Source organism: Saccharothrix sp. 6-C (assembly GCF_016695385.1).
Taxonomy (GTDB): domain Bacteria; phylum Actinomycetota; class Actinomycetes; order Mycobacteriales; family Pseudonocardiaceae; genus Actinosynnema; species Actinosynnema texasense.
In genome coordinates this window covers 8719579-8743419 of record NZ_CP064192.1, presented here as the reverse complement: position 1 = coordinate 8743419, position 23841 = coordinate 8719579, and the positions used below count along the sequence as shown (strand labels likewise).

Here is a 23841-nt window from a genome sequence, read left to right as displayed (position 1 = left end):
AACAGGTTGAGTGGGCGTGTTCCAGGTGCCCAGAAGGAACACGCCCGGTTGCTGAGCACGAGGACCCACAACAGACCGGCGACCGGACAGCCCGCCACCAGGCGCGAGGGCGACCCGCCGCAACGGGCGGCGGAGTCCGGATCGCCGTACGAGCCAGGGTGTTCCGGCGGCGGGCAGGTTGCGGATCCGATGCACCCAGGTCCCGGTGGGGCGGGCCTGGGTGGGGCGCCAGGACGGTAAGTCGCCTGCCACGGGCACGGGTGTCGTTGGGGTGGGCGGGGGTGGTCAGTCGGCATGCAGGGCTGCCAGGACTTTGCGGGCGGCTTTGGCGAGCGGGCCTCGGGTTGGTCGGGGGAACCGGCCGTGGTCCAGGGCCCTGGCCAGCCTCGGCTCCGGGCGCATGGTGGCCAGCAACGGGAGGTCGATCGCCTCCACCACCTGTGCCGTGGTGAGGCCGCCCGGTGCCGGGCCGCGGACCACCGCCTTCAGCCGCACGCCCCGCGCGCTCGCCTGATCGACCAAGGTCTTGGCCGCCATGCACGCCTTCACGTCCGCCGGCACCACCAGCACCGCCAGGTCGGCCCGGTCCAGGGCGGCGCAGGCGGCGTCGGTCAGCTGGCGCGGCACGTCGCACACGACCGTGCCACCGGCTCGCCTGCCGGCCTCGACCACCGCCACCACGGCGTCCGGCTCCGGGCCGGGCCCCGTCCGGCCGCAGGACAGCACGGTCAGGCTGCCGCGCCCGCCCGAACGGCCCGGCAGCGCCGTGCGCAGCGCCGCCGCCGGCACGCGACCGCCCGTCAGCCGCAAAGTGGGCCACCGCAGCCCTTCCTGCCGCTCGGCGCCCAACGTCAGGTCCAGGCCGCCGCCCAACGGGTCGCAGTCGACCAGCAGGCCGTGACCACCCGCCGCGGACACGGCCTGGCCCACCGCCACCGCCAGCACCGACGCCCCGGCCCCGCCGCGGGCGCCGAGGACCGCCAGCACCCGGCCCCCGCCGACCGGCGCGCCCTCGGCGGCGTCGGCCAGCACCGCCCGCAGCCGCTCCTGGTCGGCGGGCAGCTCCAACACGTGCTCCGCGCCCAGTGCCAGGGCCCGCCGCCACACCTCCGCGCCGGGCGGGCCGGCGCCGACGACGTGGACCCCTGATCTGCGCGGGAAACCCGCGCAGGCGACGACGGCCTCGAAGTCCAGCACCACCGCCGCCGCGCCCTGCCAGCGCCCGCGCAACGCCGTCACGTCGACCACGCGCTCCACCTCGCAGCCGACGACCGCCGCCGCGTTCAGCACCTCGTCGACCAGGGCCGCGTCGGTCACCAGTGCCACCGTTCGCTTCATGCCGCTCTCCTCGTTCTCCGTGGTGGGGCTGTGGGTTCCACGGTCTCGAGCGGTGAGGAAGGACACAACGGCACATGATCAACATGTGGACAACCGGCCGGCCTGTGGACAACCGGGCGTGCCGGGCACCCGCGAACGGCGGCCGCGAACGGTGCCGCGCAGGAAGATCGGGGTCTGATGCAAGAAGGGGCGCGAGGGCGCGGAGGTCCAGCGCGCAGGCCCGGCAGAACCGACCCCGGACATGGGACGACCCCCGCCAGGGGGGAGGGACGGGGGTCGTCATTGGTTCAGTCCCGGGGGGTCGGACTGAACCCGTCCGGTCGAGCCGGACCCGTCTACTGTATCCCCACAGGACAAGGTCTTGCGTGTCTTCTCGTTAGAGGGAGACCAAATTTCGATAACCGGCACACCTGCTTCGTAAAGTGGCGAATCAGGTGTGACGGCCGGACGAGTCCGCCCCGCTTAAGCTTGAGCGGTGACCGAGCACGCCACCGAAGGCAGTCGGGTCGCCGCGTTCTTCGACTTGGACAAGACCGTCATCGCCAAGTCGAGCACGCTGGCGTTCAGCCGGCCGTTCTTCCAAGAAGGCCTGATCAACCGGCGTGCGGTGCTCAAGAGCGCCTACGCGCAGTTCGTCTTCATGCTGGCCGGCGCGGACGCCGACCAGATGGACCGGATGCGCTCGCACATCACCGCGCTCTGCGAGGGCTGGGACGTCGAGCAGGTGCGCTCGATCGTCGACGAGACGCTGCACGACATCGTCGACCCCCTCGTCTACAAGGAGGCCACGCAGCTCATCACCGACCACAAGGGTGAAGGGCACGACGTGGTCGTCGTGTCCGCTTCGGGCGAGGAACTGGTCGCGCCCATCTCCACCATGGTCGGCGCGACGCACAGCGTCGGCACGCGGATGGTGGTCGCGGAGGGCCGCTACTCCGGCGAGGTCGACTTCTACTGCGCCGGCGAGAACAAGGCGATCGCCGTCAAGCAGCTCGCCGAGCAGCACGACTACGACCTGAGCAGTTGCTACGCCTACTCCGACTCGATCACCGACCTGCCGCTGCTGGAGGCCGTCGGCCACCCCACGGTGGTGAACCCGGACCGCGCGCTGCGCCGGATCGCCGCCCAGCGCGGCTGGCCGGTGCTGACGTTCTCCGACCCCGTGTCGCTGCGGGCCCGCATCCCCCGCCCGTCCGGCGCCGCGGTCGCCGTGACCGCGATCGGGTTGGGCGCCGCGACGGCCGCGGGCGTGGCTTGGTACGGCCTGCGCAGGCGGCGCCGGAGCTAGTTCACCCCGACGTGCCCCGGACAGCGGTACCAGTGGCCCCGAGCACGTCGGAATCACTGTCACGAAAGCCTTTCCGCTACTGAACGTCGCTTGACCGGTGCACCCCATCGAGCCCTTGCTGTGACGCCGGACACGCACTACAAAGGAAGTGCGGACCTCGGGTCGGCCAGGGACGAAGCGGAAGAGAAGCGGCGTCCACCCCGGCAGAGCTCCGTGCGCGGACTTCGAGACACCCACGCGCAGCACGCCGCGGGAGGCTTGTCGTCTAGGGCCTGCGTACCGGGACGCCGGACGCCGAGGCCAGGTCGGTACGACACGAGTTGCACGCTTGGTAACTCAGAAGCCCGCGCTGACGACGGTGGGGCCCCTCGCCCGAGGGGCCCCACCGTCTTTCTGCACCGCTGCTTCCTGCCCCGAAAGCGCGACTCCCCGAACAAGTGCCCGAACGAGTGACGCGGCAAACCCCTGAATCTGTCGGTGCCCCTACCCACAATGGCCACACAACGCGACCCGTTGACCCGCCTCTGTGACGTGGGTAACTTGCCGATTGCACCACGTTGTGGTGAGAGATTCCCAGTGGGGAGGCCGCAGTGCTCCGTCCGCTCGTCGCCGTCGCCGTGGCCGCGGCTTCCGCAGTGACGTCCCCGGCCACGGCCGCACCGGCGCACACCGCCCCGGACCAGGCGCAGCACCTCACCGCCCTGGTCCGCGGCATGTCGCTGGAGCAGAAGGTCGGCCAGCTGTTCGTCACCTACCTGCACGGCCAGTCCCCGGACGAGGCCCACCCCGGCAACCTGCGCGACTTCGGCGTCGCCACCCCGGCCGAGGTGGTGGCCAAGTTCCAGCCGGGCGGTGTCGTCTACTTCAACAACTCCAGCTACGACAACATCGACACCCCGCGGCAGATCGCCGCGCTCTCCAACGGCCTGCGCCGGGCGAGCCGCATCCCTCCCGCGATCGCCACGGACCAGGAGATGGGCATCGTCACCCGCATCGGCGCGCCCGCCACCCAGTTCCCCGGGAACATGGCCCTCGGCGCGGGCCGCAGCGCGGAGAACGCCGAGCGCGCCGCCCGCATCACCGCCCGCGAGCTGCGCGCCATGGGCATCACCCAGAACTTCGCGCCGGACGCGGACGTCAACTCCAACCCGGCGAACCCGGTCATCGGCGTGCGCTCCTACTCCAGCGACCCGGCGCTCACGGCGGAGCTGACCGCCGCCCAGGTGCGCGGCTACCAGGGCCGGTTCCTGGCCCGGCACACCGTCAGCGCGACCGCCAAGCACTTCCCCGGCCACGGCGACACCGACACCGACAGCCACTCGACGCTGCCGACGGTCGACCGCACCGAGGCGGAGTGGAGCGAGGTGGACGCGCCGCCGTTCCGGGCCGCCATCGCGGCGGGCGTGGACTCGGTGATGACCGCGCACATCCAGATGCCGAAGATCGACCCGTCGGGCGAGCCGGCGACGTTGTCCAAGCCCGCGCTCGACCTGCTGCGCGAGAACCTGGGCTACGACGGCGTGGTCATCACCGACTCGCTGGCCATGGCGGGGGTGCGGCAGCTGCACAGCGACGCCGAGATCCCCGTGCTGGCACTCAAGGCGGGCGTCGACCAGCTCCTCATGCCGGTGAACCTCGAACTGGCGGTGAACAGCGTGCTGGCGGCCGTGCGCAGCGGTGAGCTCAGCGAGCGGCGCGTCGACCGGAGCGTGCTGCGGATCCTGCGGATGAAGGTCCTGCGCGGCATGATCACGAGCCCGCCCGCGGACGTGGACGCGGTCGACTCGGCGGTCGGCCCGGCCGAGCACCTCGCCGCCGCCGAGGCGATCACCGACCGCACGGTCACCGCCGTGCGCAACGACGCGGGCGTCCTGCCCCTGGCCGCGAAGCCGACCGCCGCCCTGGTCACGGGCTGGGGCGAGACGACGACCCGCACCCTGGCGGGCGTGCTCGGCGGCACCGCGCTGCCCACCGGCAGCGCGCCGACCCAGGCCCAGGTCACGGCCGCCGTCCAGGCCGCGGGCAACGCCGACGTGGTCGTCGTGCTCACCAACGGGCTGTCGCGCCAACCCGCGCAGCAGACCCTGCTGACCAGCCTGCTGGCCACCGGCAAGCCGGTGATCGCGGTCGCCGTGCAGAACCCGTACGACGTGGCGCACACGGCCGCGCCGACGTGGCTGGCGACCTACTCCTACGGCGCGGTGTCGATGGAGGCGCTGGCCAGGGTGATCACCGGTGAGGTGGGCCCCGTCGGCAAGCTGCCGGTCGAGGTGCCCGGACCGACCCCGTACCCCTTCGGCCACGGCTTGGAGTGGTGAGCGACATGGACCGCAGGCACTTCCTCGCCGCCGGCGCGGGCGCCCTCGCCGTGCCCGCGCTCGGCGCCTTCGACCTCGCCCCCGAGCACCCCGACCGGCCGCGCCCGGTCAGGACCGGGGCCGAGCAGCTGGCCGAGGACGGCTGGCGGCGCTTCGCCGGCAGCCGGCTCGGCGTGGTCACCAACCCGACCGGTGTGCTGCGCGACCACACCCACATCGTCGACTCGATGGTGGCCGCCGGGGTGAGGCCGCTGGCCGCGTTCGGCCCGGAGCACGGCTTCCGCGGCACGGCGCAGGCGGGCGGCTCGGAGGGGAGCTACCTCGACCCGCGCACCGGCATCCCGGTCTACGACACCTACGGCGCGAGCACCGCCAAGATCGCCGAGATGATCACCAAGGCGGGTGTCGACACGCTCGTGTTCGACATCGCCGACATCGGCGCGCGCTTCTACACCTACATCTGGACGATGTACGCGGTCATGCAGGCCGCCGCCGCGACCGGCGTGCGGTTCGTCGTGCTCGACCGGCCCAACCCGGTCGGCGGCACGGCCCGCGGCCCGCAGCTCGACCCGGCCTACGCGACGTTCGTCGGCCGCAAGCCGATCGCCCAGCAGCACGGCATGACGATCGGCGAGCTGGCGCGGCTGTTCGACGGCGAGTTCCTGCCCACCGACGGCGGCCGGGTGTCGAGCCTCGAAGTGGTCGACGTGAAGGGCTGGAAGCGGGACGACCTGCACTCCGGCGTGCCGTGGGTGCCGCCGAGCCCGAACGTCCCCACGCACGACACCGCCCTGGTCTACCCCGGCACGTGCCTGTTCGAGGGGCTCGTGTTCTCCGAGGGCCGCGGCACCACCCGCCCGTTCGAGACCATCGGCGCGCCGGGCCTGGACTGGCGGTGGGCCGAGGACCTCAACGCGCTGGGGCTGCCGGGCGTCCGGTTCCGCGAGACCTACTTCACGCCCACGTTCAACAAGTTCGCCAACAAGCTGTGCGGCGGTGTCGCCCTGCACCTCACCGACCCGCACGGCTTCGACGCGCCCCGCACGGCCGTCGCCATGATCGTCACGGCGAGGTCCCGCTACCCCGAGGTCTTCGCGTGGCGGCCGGACCTCTACATCGACAAGCTCAGCGGCTCGGACCGGCTGCGCCGCATGGTCGACGCGGGCGCCGGCACCGACGAGGTCGTCGGCGCCTGGGCCGATGAGCTGGCCGCGTTCGACGCCACCCGCCGGCCGTACCTGCGCTACCGGTAGAGGGAGACAGCGATGCGCATCCCTGCCCTGCTGATCGCGACCACCATGACCCTCGGCGTCACCGCGCCGGCGCACGCCGGCGGCCGGGAGGCCCGCTTCGACCAGCCGCACGACGACTGGTCGCACAGCGTGCTGCGAACGGGTACCCCGCAGCACGTGGGACTCGACCCGGCGCCGCTGGACGCCGCACTGGCGCAGATCGAGCGGTACACCGTGCCGGACGCGACCGGCCACCCGCTGTTCGCGGGCGCCGTCACGCTGTTCGCGCACGACGGCGTCGTGGTCACCCACGAGCCGACGGGCTGGGCGGTCCGCTACGGCGACGCCGCCGGCACCGAGCTGCCCGAGGACCAGCGCGTGCCGATGGCGCCCGACACGATCTTCGACCTGGCGTCGATCTCCAAGCTGTTCACCTCGGTCGTGGTGATGCGGCAGCACGAGCTGGGCCGGTTCGGGCTGGACGACCCGGTGGCCCGCCACCTGCCGGAGTTCGGCGTCAACGGCAAGGAGTCCATCACCGTCCGGCAGCTGCTCACCCACACCTCGGGCCTGGTGGCGTGGCTGCCGCTGTGGTCGCAGTACCCGGACGTCCCGTCGCGGCTCAAGGCCGTGATGGACACGACGCCGAGCAGCCCGCCCGGCACGAAGTACCTGTACTCGGACCTGAACCTGATCACGCTCGGCGTGCTGGTCCAGAAGTGGTCGGGCAAGACCCTCGACCAGCTCGTCCGCGAGGACATCACGCAACCGCTGGGCCTGGTGGACACCGGCTACAACCCGCCGGCGGCCAAGCTGGACCGGATCGCGGCCACCGAGTACCAGGCGGGCCGGGGCATCATCCGCGGCACCGTGCACGACGAGAACGCCTGGTCGCTGGGCGGCGTCGCGGGCCACGCCGGCGTGTTCTCCACCGCGCGGGAGCTGGCCGTGCTCGGCCAGGCGATCCTCAACGGCGGCGCGTACGCGGGCGCCCGGATCCTGCGCGAGGACACCGTCGAGCTGATGCTCACCGACTTCAACCAGGCGTTCCCGGGCAACTCGCACGGCCTCGGCTTCGAGCTGGACCAGCGCTGGTACATGGGCGCGCTGACGTCGCCGAGGGCCGCCGGGCACACCGGCTACACGGGCACCACGCTGGTGCTGGACCCGTTGTCGAGGTCGATCGCGATCCTGCTGACCAACCGCGTGCACCCGAGCCGGAACTGGGGCTCGATCAACCCGGCGCGGCGCGTGGCGGCCGACGGCCTGGCGAAGGCCCTGGCGGTGCGCCCGCGGCACGGCACGGCGTGGACGCCGGAAACGGCCGGCGGCACGTTGACCACGCGTGAGCTCCCGCAGCGCGCCGAGCGGCAGAGGCTGTCGTTCTGGGCCTTCGTCGACCTCGACCCGGGCGACCGGGTCGTGGTCGAGGCGACCGGCGACGGGTCCACCTGGCGCGAGGTCCGGGTGTTGGCCGGTTACGGGGAGCGGCGTTGGACGAAGGTCGAGGTCGACACGGAGTCGGCGACGAAGTTCCGCTGGCGGTACGTGCGCGGCACGGGCTACGGCGGCCGCGGCGTGTACGTGGACGCCGTCCGCGTGACCGACGAGCGGGGCGTGGCGCTGGACGCGGAGCGCGAACCAGCGGGAATGCACCCCGAAGGGTGGCGGGCCGCGGACCGTTAGTGACATTCGGTCCGGCCGATCCCGCCAAGCGGTGCGATTGGGTCACGGTTGGGGTGAGTTACCCCGACCCCGCGTTGACCATGAGTTGAGCGGTTAGTAAGTTTCCCACGTGTCCACCGAAAGTTCCGCCGACTCCAGTCCCCTGGTCAAGATCCGTTCGCTCCTGCCCGGTCTGGCCCGGGCCGAGCAACGGGTCGCCAAGGTCGTGCTGGACAACCCGGCGACCGTCGCCCACCGCAGCATCACCGAGGTCGCCGAGGCCGCGGGCACCAGCGAGACGACGGTGACCCGGTTCTGCAAGGCGATCGGCGTCGGCGGGTACCCGGAGCTGCGCATAGCGCTGGCCGCCGACACGGCCCGCACGTCCATGCGCCCCGACCGGGACCTCGGCGGCGACATCGGCCCCGGCGACGACCTGCGCCAGGTCGTGGGCAAGGTGGCGTTCGCGGACGCCCGCGCGGTCGAGGAGACCGCCGAGCAGCTGAACGTGGAGACGCTCGAAGCGGTGGTCGAGGCGGTCGCGGGCGCGGGCCGGGTCGACGTCTACGGGTTCGGGGCCAGCGCGTTCGTCGCGTTCGACCTCCAGCAGAAGCTCCACCGGATCGGGCGGACCTGCTTCGCCTGGAACGACACGCACATCGCGCTCACGTCGGCCGCCGTGCTCACCGAGGCGGACGTGGCGGTCGGGATATCGCACACCGGCTCCACGTCCGAGACCGTCGAGGCGCTGCGGGTCGCCAAGGACCACGGCGCGACCACGGTGGCGCTGACGAACTTCCCGCGCTCGCCGATCAGCGAGGTCGCCGACCACGTGCTGACCACGGCGGCGCGCGAGACCACGTTCCGCTCGGGCGCCATGGCCAGCCGGATCGCCCAGCTCACCGTGATCGACTGCCTGTTCATCGGGGTCGCGCAACAGCACGTGGACAGCGCCAAGACCGCGCTCGAGGCGACCTACGACGCGGTGTCGGGGCACCGGCTCGGCGCCCGGCCGGACGGCAGGCGACGTCGGGAGTCCGGTAAATGACCCCGCCGCCGGACGGTGTCGCGGTCCGCGTGGACTCACCCACGGAGGCCAGGAACCCGCGGACGCAGGACATCGACCGGCTCTCCACGCTGGACGTGCTCCGCCTGATCAACACCGAGGACCACCTCGTCCCCGACGCGGTGGCCGCCGTGCTGCCCGAGCTGGCGCGCGCGGCGGACCTGGCCGTGAGCGCCCTGCGCGGCGGTGGCCGCGTGCACTACGTCGGCGCGGGCACCTCGGGCCGGCTGGCCACGCTCGACGCCGCCGAGCTGGTGCCCACCTTCAACACGCCCCCGGACTGGTTCCTCGCCCACCACGCGGGAGGCCGGGACGCCCTGGTCAACGCCGTGGAGAACGTCGAGGACCAGGGTTCCGACGGCGCCGCCGAGATCCGCAAGCACGCGGCGGCGGGCGACCTGGTCGTCGGCGTCACGGCGTCCGGCCGCACGCCGTTCGTCATGGCGGCGCTGGAAGAGGCGCGCTCGCTCGGCGCGCACACCGTGCTGGTGTCCAACAACCCGACCGCGCCCGCGCCGGTCGAGGTGGACGTGCTGATCGCGGTCGACACCGGCCCGGAGGCCATCGCCGGATCCACCAGGATGAAGGCGGGCACGTCGCAGAAGCTGGTGCTGACGTCGTTCTCGACCGCCGTGATGGTCCGGCTCGGCCGCACCTACTCGAACCTGATGGTGTCGATGCGCGCGACCAACGCCAAGCTGCGCGGCCGCACGGTGCGCATCCTGCGCGAGGCGACGGGCCTGGGCGAGCAGGAGTGCACGACGGCGCTGGCCGACTCGGGCGGCGACCTGAAGGTCGCGCTGGTGCACCTGCTGTCCGGGGCGCCCGCGGCGCTGGCCGCCGAGGCGTTGGAACGCACCCAGGGGCACGTCCGGTCGGCGCTCAGCCAGCTAGCACCGGGCGCCACGGGATAGGCGTCGACAGCACCATCGCGCTGGACGTCTCGCCGTAGCCGCCCAGCCGCACCAGCAACCGCTCCAGCTCGCTGATCGACGTGGTCACCACCTTCACCACCGAGCAGATGTCGCCGGTCAGCCGCACCACCTCCACCACCTCGGGGCAGTCGTCGAGCAGCTCCGGGTGCACCGTGATGCACCGGGGCCCGTAGCACTTCATCCGCACCAGGGCCACCACCGACCGCCCCACCGCCGTCGGGTCCACGGTCGCGCGGTAACCCGTGATGACGCCCGCGTTCTCCAGCCGCCGCACCCGTTGCGCGACCGTCGGCGGCGACACGTGCACGCGCCGTGCCAGCTCGTTGTACGAGAGCCGCGCGTCCTCCTGCAAGGCCTCCAGCAGGGCCCAGTCCACGCCGTCCAGTTCGATGCTCACGACCGCAAAGCTACTCCGCTGATGTTCTTTCCATTCGTGAGAACTTTCGACTGAATCCCGTCCGTCGCCCATTCAACTACCCCGAAAGCCCGGTCATGATGGAAGGCATGACTTGCCCCGTCTCACCCAAACTCGACTTCGGCGGCACGACGCCCTACGAGGACTACGTGCACGCCTCCGTGCTGCACTCGCTGCAACAGCAGTGGTCCAAGGACCCGCGTGAGATGTCGTTCCTGGTGATCACGCAGGTCATGGAGCTGTACTTCGGCCTGCTGTGCTTCGAGTGGCGGCAGGCCAAGTCCGAGCTGCGCGCCGACGACCTGCGTGCGGCGGTCCGCACCCTGCGCCGCAGCGACCTGCACATGCAGGCGCTCAACGCGGCGTGGCGGCCGATCGCCCGGATGACGCCCGCCGAGTTCAACTCCTTCCGCGACGCCCTCGGCGAGGGCTCCGGCTTCCAGTCGGGCCGGTACCGCGAGGTGGAGTTCCTGCTCGGCGAGAAGTCGCGGTCGATGCTCGTGCCGCACCGGGCCGTGCCGCAGCAGCACGACGCGCTCGAGCAGCTGCTGAACGAGCCGAGCCTGTACGACGACGTGCTCGCCGCCCTCCAGCGCCAAGGCCTGCCGATCCCGCCGGTCGTGCTGGAGCGGGACGTCAGCCAACCGTACGAGCCGAACGCCGAGGTGGAGGCCGTGTGGGCCGACATCTACCGCGGCGGGTCACGTGACCTGCTCGAACTGGGCGAGGCGTTGACCGACATCGCGGAGGAGTTCGCCCGCTGGCGGTACGACCACCTGCTCGCCACCCGTCGTTCGATGGGCGCGAAAACCGGAACCGGCGGCTCCGCGGGGGTTGCGTGGTTGGAGAAGCGCACGCAACGCTCCGTCTTCCCCGAACTGTGGACGGCCAGGAGCTACGTATGAACGACCGGTTGGCGCACATCCGCGACCTGTTCGACCTCGACGACGACGTCGTGTACCTGGACGGGAACTCCCTGGGCGCGCCGCCGAAGGCCGTCGCCGAACGCGTGCAGCAGGTCGTGCGCGAGCAGTGGGGCCGACGGCTGATCCGCAGCTGGTCCGAAGGCTGGTGGGAGGCGCCGGAACGGGTCGGCAACCGCGTCGGCCGGCTGATCGGGGCCAAGCCGGGACAGGTCGTGGTCGCGGACTCGACCAGCGTGAACCTGTTCAAGGCGCTGATGGCGGCGGTGCGCAACACCGACCGCATGGAGATCGTGGTGGACCAGGGGACGTTCCCGACCGACGGGTACATCGCCCGTTCGGTGGCGGAGCTGACCGGCTTGGCGCTGCGGCCCGCGCCGCCGGAGGCGCTGGACCTGCGGGACACCACGGCGGTCGTGCTGCTCAACCACGTCGACTTCCGCACCGGCCGGCTGCTGGACATGGCGAAGCTGACCGCGCAGGCCCACGAGGTGGGCGCGAAGGTCGTGTGGGACCTGTGCCACAGCGCGGGCGTGCTGCCGATCGAGCTGGACGACATCGGCGTCGACCTCGCCGTGGGGTGCACGTACAAGTTCCTCAACGGCGGGCCGGGCTCGCCCGCGTTCCTGTACGTGCCGAAACACGCCCAGTCGACGTTCGACCAGCCGTTGACGGGGTGGACGGGGCACGAGGTGCCGTTCGCGATGTCGCCGGAGTACACGCCGGACCCGGGTGTGTCCCGGGCGCGCGTCGGCACGCCGGACATCATCTCCATGCTCGCCCTGGACGCCGCGCTGGACGTCTGGGACCACGTGGACCTGGCCGACGTGCGGGCCAAGGGCCTGGCCCTGACCGCGCACTTCCGGTCGTTGGTCGAGGACCTGCCGGGCGTCGAGGTGATCACCCCGGCGGACGAGTGGCGCGGCCACCAGATCACCCTGCGCCACCCCGAGGCCGAGCGGATCATGGGCGAGCTGGTCGAGCGCCAGGTCATCGGCGACCACCGCTCGCCGGACCTGCTGCGCTTCGGCTTCGCCCCGCTCTACAACACCTTCGCCGAAGCCGACCGCGCCGCCGCCACCCTGAAAGAACTCCTCTGACCCGCGTGTCCTACATCCGGAACGCGCGTGTCCTACGTTCCCGTACCCCGAGTTGAACGTTCAGAACGCCAGCCGGTCGTCCTGAGTGTTCAACTCGGGTGTTCCGAACGTAGGACACGCGCGTTCCGAAGGTAGGACACGCGCGGGTCAGGGGGTGGCGGTGTCGGCGATGCTGCGGGCTTCGCGGGCGCCGGCCTGGAGGGCCTCGCAGTAGAAGAGGAGCCAGCGGGCGATGCCCTCGGGGTCGCCGGTGGAGAAGCCGTGCAGGGCGGCGGCGTAGTCGTTCTGCCGACGCAGGCACAGCACCTCGGGCACGCCGAGCGACTTCGGGTCCAGGCCCGTCGCGATGGACGCCAGCCGGGACGCCGCCCGCGCGACCACGCCGTTGGCCGTGTCGAACGGCGCCAGCGACATCAGCTCCGCGTGCACCACGGCGACCAGCAGCGGACCGGGGGCGGACGTGCCGCCGGTGACGAGCTGCGACACCAGGCCGAGGCGTTCGGAGACCCCCGGCGCCGACCGGGGACGCCCCAGCTCGCCGCCGAGGTCCGCGCCCGCCAGCACGTGCAGCCGCGCCAGCGCCTGCAACGGCGCCCGCTGCCACGTCGGGAACACCACGCCCAGCGACTCGGCCACCCGCAACGCGCCCGCCAGCACGGGGTCGGTCACGGTCCCGTCCGCCGGGATGGCGGTCGGCCCGCCGTCCAGCGCCGCCGACGCGCGGGCGGCGCGCACGGACGCCTCGGCCGCGGTGGTCGCCCAGCCACGCAGGTTCACCCGGTGCCGGTGCACCTGGAACACGGCGTCACGGGCCGCGGCGACGGCGTCGGCCACCCCGGGCAGGTCCAGCAGCGGAGCAATCGGATCGGTCACGCCGCAGCACACTACCCGCCGGTAAGTGGCTATCTGAAATGGATCGAAAATGGCTCTGCAAGATAGCCACTGATCGATTTATCGTCGAAGCATGAACTGGTACGACCGCCCCGTCCTGACCGGCGACCACGTCCGCCTCGAACCCCTCGCCCCCGACCACGCCGAAGGCCTGCACGAGGCGGGCAAGGACCCGGACGTCTGGACGTGGCTCAGCACCACCCAACCCGCCGCGGTCGAGGACACCCGCGCCTACGTCGAGCGCAGCCTCGCCGACCCCACCCGGCTGGCCTGGGCGCAGATCGACCCGCGGACGAACGAGGTCGCCGGCACGACGTCGTACTACGAGATCGACCCGGTCAACCGCGGCCTCTACATCGGCCACACCTGGATCGGCACCCGCTGGCAGCGCACCGCCCTCAACACCAACGCCAAGTTCCTGCTCCTGCGCCGCGCCTTCGAGGACCTGGGCGCGCTCCGCGTCGGCTGGCACACCGACCTGCGCAACGAGCGCTCGCAGCGGGCCATCGAACGCCTCGGCGCGACCCGCGAGGGCGTGCTGCGCGTGCACCGCATCAGGCCGGACGGCACGCTGCGCGACACGGTGGTGTACTCGATGACCTCGAACGAGTGGCCGGCGTTGAAGGCCAAGCTCACGACGTGACGTGAGTCACGACAGGTGCCACTGGTCGCAACCTAGGTGTCGTTCGGCGGAATCGCGGTGGTCACGGGCCGTGCCACGGGTTACACAGTTACCCACGCGTTTCGAACCCGGCCGAAATTGGTCTGAACCTTTTGGTGCGCAGTGAGCTGAATCGCACTACCGTCAGTGCGCACCCCCACGGATTTCAGGAGGTCCGCCCGCCATGACAGAGCCGCAAGTCGCCCTGGACAACCTGTCGACGGAGACCAGGACGTTCCCGCCCGGCGAGGAGTTCGCCGCCCAGGCGAACGCCACCGCCGCCCTGTACGAGGAGGCGGACGCCGACCGGGAGGCGTTCTGGGCGGCTCAGGCCGAGCGGCTGTCCTGGGACACGAAGTGGGACCGGGTCCTCGACTGGTCCGACGCCCCGTTCGCGAAGTGGTTCGTCGGCGGCAAGCTCAACGTCGCCTACAACTGCGTCGACCGGCACGTCGAGTCCGGCCACGGCGACCAGGTCGCCATCCACTGGGAGGGCGAGCCCGGCGACAGCCGCGCCATCACCTACGCCGACCTGCAGCGGGAGGTCTCCAAGGCGGCCAACGCGCTCATCGAGCTGGGTGTCGGCGCGGAGGACCGGGTCGCCATCTACATGCCGATGGTCCCCGAGGCCATCTTCGCCATGCTCGCCTGCGCGCGGCTCGGCGCGATGCACAGCGTGGTGTTCGGCGGCTTCTCCGCCGAGGCGCTGCGCACCCGCATCGAGGACTCGCGGGCCAAGCTGGTGATCACCACCGACGGCCAGTACCGGCGCGGCAACCCGGCGGCGCTCAAGCCCGCCGTGGACGAGGCCGTGGCCAAGGCCGCGAGCGTCGAGCACGTGCTGGTGGTCAAGCGCACGGACACCGAGGTCGACTGGACCGAGGGCCGCGACGTGTGGTGGCACGACGTGGTCGACCGCCAGTCCGACCAGCACACGCCGGAGGCGTTCGACTCCGAGCACCCGCTGTTCATCCTCTACACGTCGGGCACCACGGGCCGCCCCAAGGGCATCCTGCACACCTCCGGCGGCTACCTGACCCAGGCGTCGTACACGCACTACAACGTGTTCGACCTCAAGCCGGACACCGACGTCTACTGGTGCACCGCCGACATCGGCTGGGTCACCGGGCACAGCTACATCGTGTACGGCCCGCTGTCCAACCGCGTCACGCAGGTCGTCTACGAGGGCACGCCCAACACCCCGCACGAGGGCCGCCACTGGGAGATCGTGCAGAAGTACGGCGTGTCGATCTACTACACCGCGCCGACGCTGATCCGCACGTTCATGAAGTGGGGCGCGGACATCCCCGCGAAGTACGACCTGTCCAGCCTCCGCGTGCTGGGCAGCGTGGGCGAGCCGATCAACCCCGAGGCGTGGATCTGGTACCGGGAGACCATCGGCGCGGGTCAGACGCCCGTGGTGGACACCTGGTGGCAGACCGAGACCGGCGGGATCATGATCTCGCCGCTGCCGGGCGCGACGTCCGCCAAGCCGGGTTCGGCGCAGCGCCCGCTGCCCGGCATCGGCGCGAAGGTCGTCGACGACCAGGGCAACGAGGTGCCGCGCGGTGGCGGCGGCTACCTGGTGCTCGACCAGCCGTGGCCGGGGATGCTGCGCGGCATCTGGGGCGACGAGGAGCGCTACCGCGACACGTACTGGTCGCGGTTCGCCGAGCAGGGCTACTACTTCGCCGGCGACGGCGCGAAGTACGACGCCGACGGCGACATCTGGCTGCTGGGCCGGGTGGACGACGTGATGAACGTGTCCGGGCACCGCATCTCCACCACCGAGGTCGAGTCCGCGCTGGTCTCGCACCCGACGGTGGCCGAGGCGGCGGTGGTCGGCGCGACCGACCCGACCACGGGCCAGGGCATCGTGGCGTTCGTGATCCTGCGCGGCGGCGTGGCCGAGGGCTCCGACGGCGCCGAGGCGATCAAGGCGCTGCGCGACCACGTGGCGAAGGAGATCGGCCCGATCGCGAAGCCGCGGCAGATCATGGTCGTGCCGGAGCTGCCGAAGACCCGCTCGGGCAAGATCATGCGCCGCCTGCTGCGCGACGTGGCGGAGAACCGGCAGGTGGGCGACGTGACCACGTTGGCGGACTCGTCGGTGATGGACCTGATCTCCAGCGGGCTGAAGTCGGGCGACGCCAGGGAGGAATGAGCACCGAGGCCTGAGAGCACCGGGTCGGCAGGGGTCCGCCGTTCGTCGGCGGGCCCCTGCCTGGGTTAGGGTCGTTCCCGGTGAGCCGGGAAGCCTGGTCGGCACGAGGATGAGCCGTTGCCGAACCACCGGAGTCGATCTTGAACCGCATTCGCCCCGCCGCCGCCGAGTTCGCGCGCTACCTGCGCACCGAGACGGTCGGCGGCATGATCCTCCTGGCCGCCACCGCCGTGGCGTTGATCTGGGCGAACTCGCCGATCTCCGGCGCCTACACCGCGGTGCGCGACTTCCACCTCGGCCCCGAGTCGCTGCACCTGAGCCTGAGCGTCGGCGACTGGGCCAAGGACGGCCTGCTCGCGATCTTCTTCTTCGTCGCCGGGCTGGAGCTCAAGCGCGAGCTGGTGATCGGCGAGCTGAACGACGTCAAGTCGGCGATCCTGCCGGTGGTCGCCGCGATCGGCGGCATGGTGGTGCCCGCGGTGATCGCGCTGGGCGTCGGCTGGGGCGAGCCGGGCGTCGAGCGGGCGTGGGCCATCCCGGTGGCCACGGACATCGCGTTCGCGCTCGGCGTGCTGGCGATCACCGCGTCGGGGCTGCCGAACGGCCTGCGGCTGTTCCTGCTCAGCCTGGCCGTGGTGGACGACCTCGGCGCGATCTTCCTGATCGCGGTGCTGTTCACCGAGTCGTTCAACCTGGTCGCGGCGGTGGTCGCGGTGGCCTTGCTGGCGCTGTACGCGTTCCTGCAGCACAAGCGCGTGACGACGCCGTGGCTGTACGTCCCGATCGCGGTGGGCACGTGGGTCGCGGTGCACGCGATGGGCGTGCACGCCACCATCGCGGGCGTCGCCCTGGCCTTGTTGACCCGCGTGCGCAAGGACCGCTACGAGCACGAAGCGCCGGCGTTGCGGCTGGAGCACCGGTTGCAGCCGTGGTCGGCGGCCGTGGCGGTGCCCGTGTTCGCGCTGTTCGCGGCGGGCGTGCCGGTGAGCGGCGAGGCGTTGGGCTCGTTGTTCGCCGACCGGTTGGCGTTGGGCGTGATGCTCGGCCTGGTGGTGGGCAAGGTGGTCGGCATCGTCGGCGCGTCCGCGCTGGCGGTGCTGGTCAAGGCCGCCAAGTGGCCCAGCGGCGCGGGACCGCGGGACATCGTCGCGGTGGCCATGCTCGGCGGGGTCGGGTTCACCGTGAGCCTGCTGATCGCGGACCTCTCGCTGGAGGGCGCGGCCGCCGAGCGGGCCAAGGCGGCGGTGCTGCTGGCCTCGATGACGGCGTCGTCGCTCGCCGCGGTCCTGCTGGTCCGGCGCAGTCGGGCGCACCGGCGCGCCGACGACGAGGAGGAGTAAACCGCAGCCGTTGGGCCGGTCGAGCGGCCCCGGTCCGTCGTGCATGGCACGATGAGCCGGTGACCAGCGCTCGGGAGAACACCAACGGCAGCGGACTGCCACCTGTTCCGTCGATCCCGTTGACCGCGGAGAGCGCGGTGAAGATCGCGGAGGAAACGTCCATCGGCGGGCTGGTGCGCGACGCGACGGCCCACCTGTCCACGTTGGTCAGGGCCGAGGTCGAGCTCGCCAAGTCCGAGGTCGCCGGCGAGATCAAGAAGGGCGTCAAGGGCAGCGTCTACTTCATCGTCGCGCTGACCGTGCTGCTGTTCAGCTCGTTCTTCTTTTTCTTCTTCGGCGCGGAACTGCTCGACGTGTGGCTGCCCCGCTGGTCGGCGTTCCTCATCGTCTTCGGGCTGATGCTCGTCACGGCGGTGCTGTTCGCGCTGCTGGGCTACCGGAAGGTGAAGAAGCTGCGCGCGCCGCAGCGGACCATCGACTCGGCCAAGGACACCGTCGCGGCACTCCGGCACCGCGGCGAGGGCAACTGAGCCGCGCCGTGCGGCTGCCTCCGGACCCGTCGACGGCTCGGGTGCCCGGCCCGTGGGCGCACCGCGACGTGTCCGCGAACGGCATCCGCCTGCACGTCGCCGAGCTGGGCGAGGGCCCTCTCGTGCTGCTGCTGCACGGCTTCCCCGAGTTCTGGTGGACGTGGCGGCACCAGCTCGTCTCGATCGCCGAGGCGGGCTACCGCGCGGTGGCCGTCGACCTGCGCGGCTACGGCGACTCCGACAAACCACCGCGCGGCTACGACGGGTTCACGCTCGCCGGCGACGTCGCGGGCCTGGTGAAGGCGCTCGGCGAACCGCGGGCGCACCTCGTCGGCCACGCCTGGGGCGGCATGCTGGCGTGGACGGTCGCCGCCATGCACTCCCGGCTGGTCTACTCGGTGACCGCGGTGTCCGCGCCGCACCCGCTGGCGCTGCGCCGCGCGATCCGCCGCCACCCGCGCCGGCAGGGCCGGGCCAGCGCGCACCTGTTCCGCTTCCAGCTCCCCATGTACCCGGAGCGGTGGCTGACCAAGGACCGCGGCGCGGCGGTGGCCGGGATGCTCGACGCGTGGGGCGGTCCGAAGTGGAGGGTGTCGCCCGAGTTCGACGAGGTGGCGCGCCGCAACCGCGAGGCGGTGCTGGTGCCGGGCGTCGCCCACAGCTCCATGGAGTACCACCGCTGGGCCGTGCGGTCCCAGCTGCGAAGCGACGGCCGCCGCTTCGCCGAGGCGGTGGACCGCAGGCTGGACGTCCCCGTGTTGCAGCTCCACGGCGCCCTCGACCCGGTGGTGCTGGAGCAGACCGCGGCCGACTCGGCGCTGTGGACGGGCGCCCGCTCCGCCTACCGCGTGCTGCCCGAGGTGGGCCACTTCCCGCACCAGGAGGCGCCGGGCACGACGAGCCGGCACATCACCGACTTCCTGGCCAAGGTCTAGCTGTACTGCCCTGGGAGGTTGTGGGCGGTCCGACACGTAGTCGGATGATGTTGGAATGAGGGAGGGCCTCCGGGTTCGGTGTGGATTGCGACGTCTACACCAAACCGACGGAGGCCCTCGTGACCCACGCTAACGCACCCCTGACCCCGGCGGGCCGGCTGCGCCTGGCCCGGTGTGTCGTGCAGGACGGGTGGCCGCTGCGACGCGCGGCCGAGCGGTTCCAGGTCTCGCCGACCACCGCCGCCCGTTGGGCCTCCCGCTACCGCGAACTGGGCGAGGCGGGTCTGGTCGACCGTTCCAGCCGCCCGCACCACAGCCCGCGCCGCCTGCCCACCCGCCGTGAACGCCGGATCGTGAAGGTCCGCCTGGCCCGCCGCTGGGGTCCGGCCCGCATCGCCTACCTGCTCGGCCTGAACCCCTCCACCGTGCACCGGGTGCTGCGCCGCTTCGGCCTGGCCCGCCTGGCGCATCTGGACCGGGCCACCGCCGCCCCGGTGCGCCGCTACGAACACGCCGCACCCGGCGCCCTGGTCCACGTCGACATCAAGAAGCTGGGCAACATCCCCGACGGCGGCGGCCACAAGGTCCACGGACGTGCCGCCAGCGGCCGCAACAGCTCCGCCCACCGCGACCCGGACAGGCCCCGCAGGGTCCACGGCCGCCCCAACCTCGGCTACGCCTACCTGCACAACGCCGTGGACGACCACAGCAGGCTGGCCTACACCGAGATCCTGCCCGACGAGACCAGGGAAACCGCCGCCGCGTTCTGGACCAGGGCCAACGCGTTCTTCCGGGCCGCCGGGGTGACGGTGAAGCGGGTGCTGACCGACAACGGCTCCTGCTACCGCTCACACCTGTGGCGCGACACCCTCACCCACACCGGCATCACCCACAAACGCACCCGCCCCTACCGACCCCAGACCAACGGCAAGGTCGAACGCTTCAACCGCACCCTGCTCGACGAATGGGCCTACGCCGAGGCATACCTCAGCGAGACCGAACGACGAGCCGCGCTGCCGCGATGGCTGCACACCTACAATCACCACCGCGGCCACACCGCACTGGGCGGCCAACCACCCGCCACCCGCGTCCCCAACCTCACAGGACAGAACATCTAGCCGCGGCGACCGGCCCGGCGGCCCGGCGGCGGTGACCGGTCAGGACGCGCAGGTCTGGGTGGACGCCCGGCGCACCATCGTCGGCGCCTTCGCCACTTCCTCGGCGACCTCGTCCGCCGTCAGCACGAACCCGGTCTCCTGGTCGTCCACGGCCGCGCCGAACACCACGCCCATCACGCGCCCCTGCGGGTCGACCAGCGGCCCGCCGGAGTTGCCGCTGCGCACCTTCGCCCGCACCGTGTACACGTCCCGCGTCACGGTCTGCGCGTCGTAGATGTCGGGCCCGCGCAGCATCTTGATCCGCTCCCGCACCCGCGCCTCGGACGCCGTGTACGGCCCGTCCAGCGGGTAGCCGAGCACGATGCCGTCCTCGCCCGGCGCGATCTCGTCGGTGCGGAACGGCAGCGGCGCCGCCTCCAGGTCCGGCACGGCCAGGATCGCGATGTCGGTCTGCGCGTCGTAGTGCACGACGGTGGCGTCGAACTGGCCGATGCCGACCTCCACGGTCACGTCCGTCGTGCCCGCGACCACGTGGGCGTTCGTCATGACCCGCTCCGGCGAGATGACGAACCCCGTGCCCTCCAACGCCCGCGAGCACGACGGTGCGCGCCCGCGCACCTTCAGCACGCTGGGCCTCAGGGCTTCCACGACCGGGTTGCCGCTCAACGCCGGGTCCGGCGGACCCACCTCCCGCAGCGGCGTCCGGTCGAACGGGTCCATCGCGGCCGGGAAGCCGGACACGTCGAACAGGTTCTGCAGGTCGTCGGCCAACGTCCGCGCGGCCTGCGGCATGGTGTCGTCGACCGTGGACAGGATCACCGACTGGTTGAGCGACTTCGCCAGCGACGGCAGGCCCGCGACCATGGTCAGCGGCAGCGCGATCATCCACGCCACCACGAACACCACCGCGCCCTGCACGATCGCGCCCAGCGCGTTGTCCACGCCGCGCAACGGGGTGGCGTTGACCTTGGACTTGATGCTGCGCCCGATGTAGACGCCCAGCGTCTCGCCCAGCGCCACCAGCAGCACCACGATGCCGACCGCGAACACGACCTTGGTCACCACGTTGTCGAACTGGGAGACGACCAGCGGCGCGAGCTGCGTGCCCAGGACCAGGCCGACGAGCACCCCGACGAACGCGGGCAGCGCCACGACCATGCCCTGCCGCGCGCCGGAGACCGCGGCGAAGGCGGCCAGCGCCAGCACGAGCAGGTCGACCCAGTTCACGACACCTCCACCGCTCGCAGGGCCCGGTCGAGGTCGCGCACGTCCGCGCGGTCCCACGACCGCTCCCACCCGCCCAGCGAGAGCAGGCCGTCGATCAGGCCGGCGGTGAAGCCCCACACCAGCATGCCGGGCGCGGAGAACGCCGGACCGATGTACCCGGACGGGTGGCTGACCCGGAACCGGTTCGCCGGGTCGGCCAGGTGCGAGACGGGGACCCGCGCGACGGCGGCGGTCTCGCCCGGGTCGACGGGCGCGACCGGCGACGGCTCGTCCCAGTGCGCCAGGACCGGCGTGACGACGAACCCGGACACCGGCACGTACAGCCGCGGCAGCGTGGCCACCGGCCGCACGCCCTCGCGCAGCACACCGGTCTCCTCGAACGCCTCGCGCAACGCCGTGTCCACCGGGCCGTCGTCGGTGGGGTCGGCCGCGCCGCCGGGGAACGCGACCTGGCCGGGGTGCGAGCCGAGCGTGTCGGCCCGCCGCAGCAGCAGCACGTCGGGACCGTTCGGACCGTCGCCGAACAGCATCAGCACCGCGGCGGGACGTCCGGTGCCGTCGGGCGGCGGCGTGATCCGGGTGAACGCCCGGGCGTCGATCTCGGCGGTGGCCTTGACCAGCCCGCCCATCCACTCGGGCACGTCGTCGGGATCGACCAGGGCCGTCATCCGACCACCTCGCGCACCTGCTCGACCGACGTGAAGACGGTGGGATCGGTCACCTGGGTCAGCGAGCCGTCCGCGCCGACGACGTAGCTCGTCGGCAGCGTCCGGGGCACGCGGGCGGCCTTGCGCACCCCGTCGGCCGGGTCGGCCGCGGACGGCAGGCGCACGCCGAGTTTCGCCAGCAGCTCCAGACCGTCAGCCTCCTTGCTCTCCACCAGGACCGCGACCACCGGCACCGCGCCGGGCTCCCGCGCGTAGGCGTCGAGGACCTTGAGCTCCTCGTGACAGGGAACGCACCAGGTGGCCCAGAAGTTCACCACAGCCCGGCCCGTGACGGTGGACGCCACGTCGACGGGCTGCCCGTCGCCGAGGCACGTCACCACCACACCGCGCAGCGCCTGCGGTCCTCGGGCGTCCGCCGCACCTCGCGGGCACGGCGGGAGCGCGGCCCGCCCGCGCGCCGCTGCCAGGTCGGTCGTCGGCTCGGTCCGGGTCGGGATCGCGCTTTGCTCGGGCGAGTCGGGTGAGCGGGGCCACAGCGCGACAGCGCCCGCCACCGCCAGCACCAAGACGACGACGGTCCACCGCGCGGCCGTGCTCACGCCGGCTTCTCCCCCGCTCGCACGCGTTCGGCGAGGTCGATCAGGTGCGGCGCTTCCTCACCCTTGACCAGCTTCTGCGCCTTGACCGGGTCGACCTGGCCGATGCCGTAGGACGGGCACTGCGGCGCCAGCAGGCACGCGCCGCACGCGGGTGTGCGGGCGTGGCAGACGCGGCGGCCGTGGAAGATCGTGCGGTGCGAGAGCAAGGTCCACTCCTTGCGCTCGACCAGCGCGCCGATCGCGTGCTCGACCTTGACCGGGTCCTCCTCCTCGGTCCAGCCCCAGCGGCGCACGAGCCGGCCGAAGTGGGTGTCGACGGTGATCCCCGGCACACCGAAAGCGTCGCCCAGCACCACGTTCGCGGTCTTGCGGCCCACCCCGGGCAACGTCACCAGGTCCGCCAACCGGCCGGGCACCTCGCCGCCGAACCGCTCGACCAACGCGGAACCGAGGCCGATCAGGGACGTCGCCTTGTTGCGGTAGAACCCGGTCGACTTGATCAGCTCTTCGAGCTCGGCGCGGTCGGCGGAGGCGTAGTCGGCGGCCGTGCGGTAGCGCTTGAACAACGCGGGCGTGACGAGGTTCACGCGCACGTCCGTCGTCTGCGCCGAGAGCACGACGGCCACCAGCAGTTCCAGCGGCTCGGTGAAGTCCAGCTCGCAGTGCGCGTCGGGGTAGCCCTGGCCGAGGACCCGCACCATGCGGCGCGCCCGGCGGACCAGCCCCAGCCGCGTCTCCGGCTGCTTCACCGCGCTCTTCGCCATGCGCACGAGATTACTGGCCACCGCCGTGCGCACGGCGGCTCGGTCGTGCGCGAAGTCCCGTGGGGTCCGGCGTCGTCTCACCCGCTTCGCCGGAAGTCCCACCCTCGCGGGGGATACGGGTCGGCGGGCGGCCGTCGGTTTGAGCCACGACGATCGTGGGCAGGCAACCACCGGCCGACCGCACGCGTCCTTGGAACGGTCGAACGACCTCGAACCGACACGCCGGAGTGACCCCCCTTGACCGCGCGCCGAACCGGATGCGCAAGGATCGGAGCCATCATGACTGCCTGGTTCGTCATCGCCGTTCCGATCGTGATCATGTTCTTCGCGCTCTTCATGGAGCGCGTTGAAGCTCGTCTCCGGCACGTCGCCGTGCAGGAGGACGAGGTCGAGGAGTTCCTGGAGTCGGCGCGCCCCGACGAGGTCAGGGCGCTCTACGGGCACGGCATCGGCCGCGCGCTGGAACTGTTCCGGCTGCGCAGGCTGGGCGGTCGTGCCAGGAACCTGCGTCAGCGGCGCACCCGCCGCTAAGCGGGGAAGGACCGGCGAGGCCCAAGGGGTCAAACCCCCGAGGGCCTTATCGGGCTGTCCGGGCTGAGGTCGGCGGCGCGCCGAAAGGCGATCCCGACCACAGCCCTTAGACTGCACTCAGTGATCGGCGGCA

22 protein-coding genes are annotated in these 23841 nt (G+C 72.0%); 15 read left to right on the top strand and 7 right to left on the bottom strand.

Features of this window, described 5'->3' with window-relative positions; translation table 11 throughout:
• Positions 1-285: 285 nt before the first annotated feature.
• A complete protein-coding gene (gene ssd, locus IOD16_RS38355; RefSeq protein ID WP_328809393.1) occupies positions 286-1338 on the bottom strand; it encodes a septum site-determining protein Ssd in 1053 nt (350 codons plus the stop codon).
• Between the two features lie 475 nt (positions 1339-1813).
• Between ssd and IOD16_RS38350 the strand changes: the two genes are divergently transcribed.
• The 6 genes from IOD16_RS38350 (at position 1814) to murQ (ending at position 9821) form a co-directional block, all read left to right on the top strand.
• Positions 1814-2626 carry an HAD-IB family hydrolase gene (locus IOD16_RS38350; RefSeq protein WP_201438212.1) on the top strand — a complete coding sequence of 271 codons (813 nt, stop codon included), beginning with the start codon at positions 1814-1816 and terminating at the stop codon, positions 2624-2626.
• Between the two features lie 590 nt (positions 2627-3216).
• On the top strand, positions 3217-4944 hold the full coding sequence (locus tag IOD16_RS38345) for a glycoside hydrolase family 3 protein (protein ID WP_236594619.1): 1728 nt from the start codon (positions 3217-3219) through the stop codon (positions 4942-4944).
• 5 nt (positions 4945-4949) lie between these two features.
• Positions 4950-6197: an exo-beta-N-acetylmuramidase NamZ family protein gene (locus IOD16_RS38340; RefSeq protein ID WP_201438211.1), complete on the top strand. Its 1248-nt coding sequence runs from the start codon at positions 4950-4952 to the stop codon at positions 6195-6197.
• Positions 6198-6209: 12 nt separating this feature from the next.
• Positions 6210-7862: a serine hydrolase domain-containing protein gene (locus IOD16_RS38335; RefSeq protein ID WP_201438210.1), complete on the top strand. Its 1653-nt coding sequence runs from the start codon at positions 6210-6212 to the stop codon at positions 7860-7862.
• Between the two features lie 109 nt (positions 7863-7971).
• A complete protein-coding gene (locus IOD16_RS38330) occupies positions 7972-8889 on the top strand; it encodes a MurR/RpiR family transcriptional regulator (RefSeq protein WP_123744564.1) in 918 nt (305 codons plus the stop codon).
• Positions 8886-9821, top strand: a complete 936-nt coding sequence (gene murQ / locus IOD16_RS38325; protein ID WP_201438209.1) for an N-acetylmuramic acid 6-phosphate etherase — start codon at positions 8886-8888, stop codon at positions 9819-9821. Before IOD16_RS38330 ends, murQ begins: the two co-directional genes overlap by 4 nt.
• Here murQ and IOD16_RS38320 read toward each other — a convergent pair.
• The gene (locus IOD16_RS38320; RefSeq protein WP_201438208.1) at positions 9790-10239 is read right to left on the bottom strand and encodes an Lrp/AsnC family transcriptional regulator; all 450 of its coding nucleotides are present in this window, start codon (positions 10237-10239) and stop codon (positions 9790-9792) included. The genes murQ and IOD16_RS38320 overlap by 32 nt on opposite strands.
• Positions 10240-10346: 107 nt before the next feature.
• On the opposite strand from IOD16_RS38320, the gene IOD16_RS38315 reads away from it, so the two are divergent.
• A complete protein-coding gene (locus tag IOD16_RS38315) occupies positions 10347-11162 on the top strand; it encodes a tryptophan 2,3-dioxygenase (protein WP_201438207.1) in 816 nt (271 codons plus the stop codon).
• Entirely contained in the window at positions 11159-12280 is a 1122-nt protein-coding gene (kynU, locus tag IOD16_RS38310) for a kynureninase (protein WP_123744567.1), read from the top strand. Before IOD16_RS38315 ends, kynU begins: the two co-directional genes overlap by 4 nt.
• 147 nt (positions 12281-12427) lie before the next feature.
• Here the strand turns inward: kynU and IOD16_RS38305 are convergent, their stop codons facing one another.
• A complete protein-coding gene (locus IOD16_RS38305; RefSeq protein ID WP_201438206.1) occupies positions 12428-13153 on the bottom strand; it encodes an oxidoreductase in 726 nt (241 codons plus the stop codon).
• Positions 13154-13244: 91 nt separating this feature from the next.
• On the opposite strand from IOD16_RS38305, the gene IOD16_RS38300 reads away from it, so the two are divergent.
• From IOD16_RS38300 to IOD16_RS38275, 6 genes are all read left to right on the top strand, one after another.
• Positions 13245-13814 (top strand): GNAT family N-acetyltransferase, encoded by a 570-nt coding sequence (locus IOD16_RS38300; RefSeq protein WP_201438205.1) that lies wholly within the window; start codon positions 13245-13247, stop codon positions 13812-13814.
• Between the two features lie 202 nt (positions 13815-14016).
• Positions 14017-15996: an acetate--CoA ligase gene (gene acs / locus IOD16_RS38295; RefSeq protein WP_201438204.1), complete on the top strand. Its 1980-nt coding sequence runs from the start codon at positions 14017-14019 to the stop codon at positions 15994-15996.
• 140 nt (positions 15997-16136) lie between these two features.
• Positions 16137-17336, top strand: coding sequence for a Na+/H+ antiporter NhaA (nhaA, locus tag IOD16_RS38290; RefSeq protein ID WP_201438203.1), 1200 nt, complete (start codon positions 16137-16139; stop codon positions 17334-17336).
• A gap of 59 nt (positions 17337-17395) precedes the next feature.
• The gene (locus IOD16_RS38285; protein WP_201438202.1) at positions 17396-17866 is read left to right on the top strand and encodes a phage holin family protein; all 471 of its coding nucleotides are present in this window, start codon (positions 17396-17398) and stop codon (positions 17864-17866) included.
• Between the two features lie 8 nt (positions 17867-17874).
• On the top strand, positions 17875-18801 hold the full coding sequence (locus IOD16_RS38280) for an alpha/beta fold hydrolase (RefSeq protein WP_201438201.1): 927 nt from the start codon (positions 17875-17877) through the stop codon (positions 18799-18801).
• A 119-nt stretch (positions 18802-18920) separates the two neighbouring features.
• Positions 18921-19919, top strand: a complete 999-nt coding sequence (locus IOD16_RS38275) for an IS481 family transposase (RefSeq protein ID WP_201438200.1) — start codon at positions 18921-18923, stop codon at positions 19917-19919.
• 39 nt (positions 19920-19958) lie between these two features.
• Here IOD16_RS38275 and IOD16_RS38270 read toward each other — a convergent pair whose 3' ends face one another.
• From IOD16_RS38270 to nth, 4 genes are read right to left on the bottom strand one after another with little or no spacing between them, the layout of a single operon-like run.
• Positions 19959-21146, bottom strand: coding sequence for a MarP family serine protease (locus tag IOD16_RS38270; RefSeq protein WP_123744573.1), 1188 nt, complete (start codon positions 21144-21146; stop codon positions 19959-19961).
• Positions 21143-21814: an NUDIX hydrolase gene (locus IOD16_RS38265; RefSeq protein WP_201438199.1), complete on the bottom strand. Its 672-nt coding sequence runs from the start codon at positions 21812-21814 to the stop codon at positions 21143-21145. Before IOD16_RS38265 ends, IOD16_RS38270 begins: the two co-directional genes overlap by 4 nt.
• Complete coding sequence (locus tag IOD16_RS38260; protein WP_201438198.1) at positions 21811-22413, bottom strand: TlpA family protein disulfide reductase; 603 nt, start codon at positions 22411-22413, stop codon at positions 21811-21813. The genes IOD16_RS38265 and IOD16_RS38260 overlap by 4 nt, the downstream gene beginning before the upstream one ends.
• Entirely contained in the window at positions 22410-23177 is a 768-nt protein-coding gene (nth, locus tag IOD16_RS38255; protein ID WP_201438197.1) for an endonuclease III, read from the bottom strand. The genes IOD16_RS38260 and nth overlap by 4 nt, the downstream gene beginning before the upstream one ends.
• 279 nt (positions 23178-23456) lie before the next feature.
• Between nth and IOD16_RS38250 the strand changes: the two genes are divergently transcribed.
• Complete coding sequence (locus IOD16_RS38250) at positions 23457-23708, top strand: hypothetical protein (RefSeq protein ID WP_015097743.1); 252 nt, start codon at positions 23457-23459, stop codon at positions 23706-23708.
• Positions 23709-23841 lie beyond the last annotated feature (133 nt).

What these genes read in the sequence shown, in the direction of transcription:
- kynU (WP_123744567.1), top strand. Translation starts at nt 11,159, where the DNA reads ATGAACGACCGGTTGGCGCACATCCGCGACCTGTTCGACCTCGACGAC.
- acs (WP_201438204.1), top strand. Translation starts at nt 14,017, where the DNA reads ATGACAGAGCCGCAAGTCGCCCTGGACAACCTGTCGACGGAGACCAGG.
- ssd (WP_328809393.1), bottom strand. Translation starts at nt 1,338, where the DNA reads ATGAAGCGAACGGTGGCACTGGTGACCGACGCGGCCCTGGTCGACGAG.
- IOD16_RS38265 (WP_201438199.1), bottom strand. Translation starts at nt 21,814, where the DNA reads ATGACGGCCCTGGTCGATCCCGACGACGTGCCCGAGTGGATGGGCGGG.
- murQ (WP_201438209.1), top strand. Translation starts at nt 8,886, where the DNA reads ATGACCCCGCCGCCGGACGGTGTCGCGGTCCGCGTGGACTCACCCACG.
- IOD16_RS38335 (WP_201438210.1), top strand. Translation starts at nt 6,210, where the DNA reads ATGCGCATCCCTGCCCTGCTGATCGCGACCACCATGACCCTCGGCGTC.
- nth (WP_201438197.1), bottom strand. Translation starts at nt 23,177, where the DNA reads ATGGCGAAGAGCGCGGTGAAGCAGCCGGAGACGCGGCTGGGGCTGGTC.
- IOD16_RS38340 (WP_201438211.1), top strand. Translation starts at nt 4,950, where the DNA reads ATGGACCGCAGGCACTTCCTCGCCGCCGGCGCGGGCGCCCTCGCCGTG.
- IOD16_RS38315 (WP_201438207.1), top strand. Translation starts at nt 10,347, where the DNA reads ATGACTTGCCCCGTCTCACCCAAACTCGACTTCGGCGGCACGACGCCC.
- IOD16_RS38250 (WP_015097743.1), top strand. Translation starts at nt 23,457, where the DNA reads ATGACTGCCTGGTTCGTCATCGCCGTTCCGATCGTGATCATGTTCTTC.
- IOD16_RS38300 (WP_201438205.1), top strand. Translation starts at nt 13,245, where the DNA reads ATGAACTGGTACGACCGCCCCGTCCTGACCGGCGACCACGTCCGCCTC.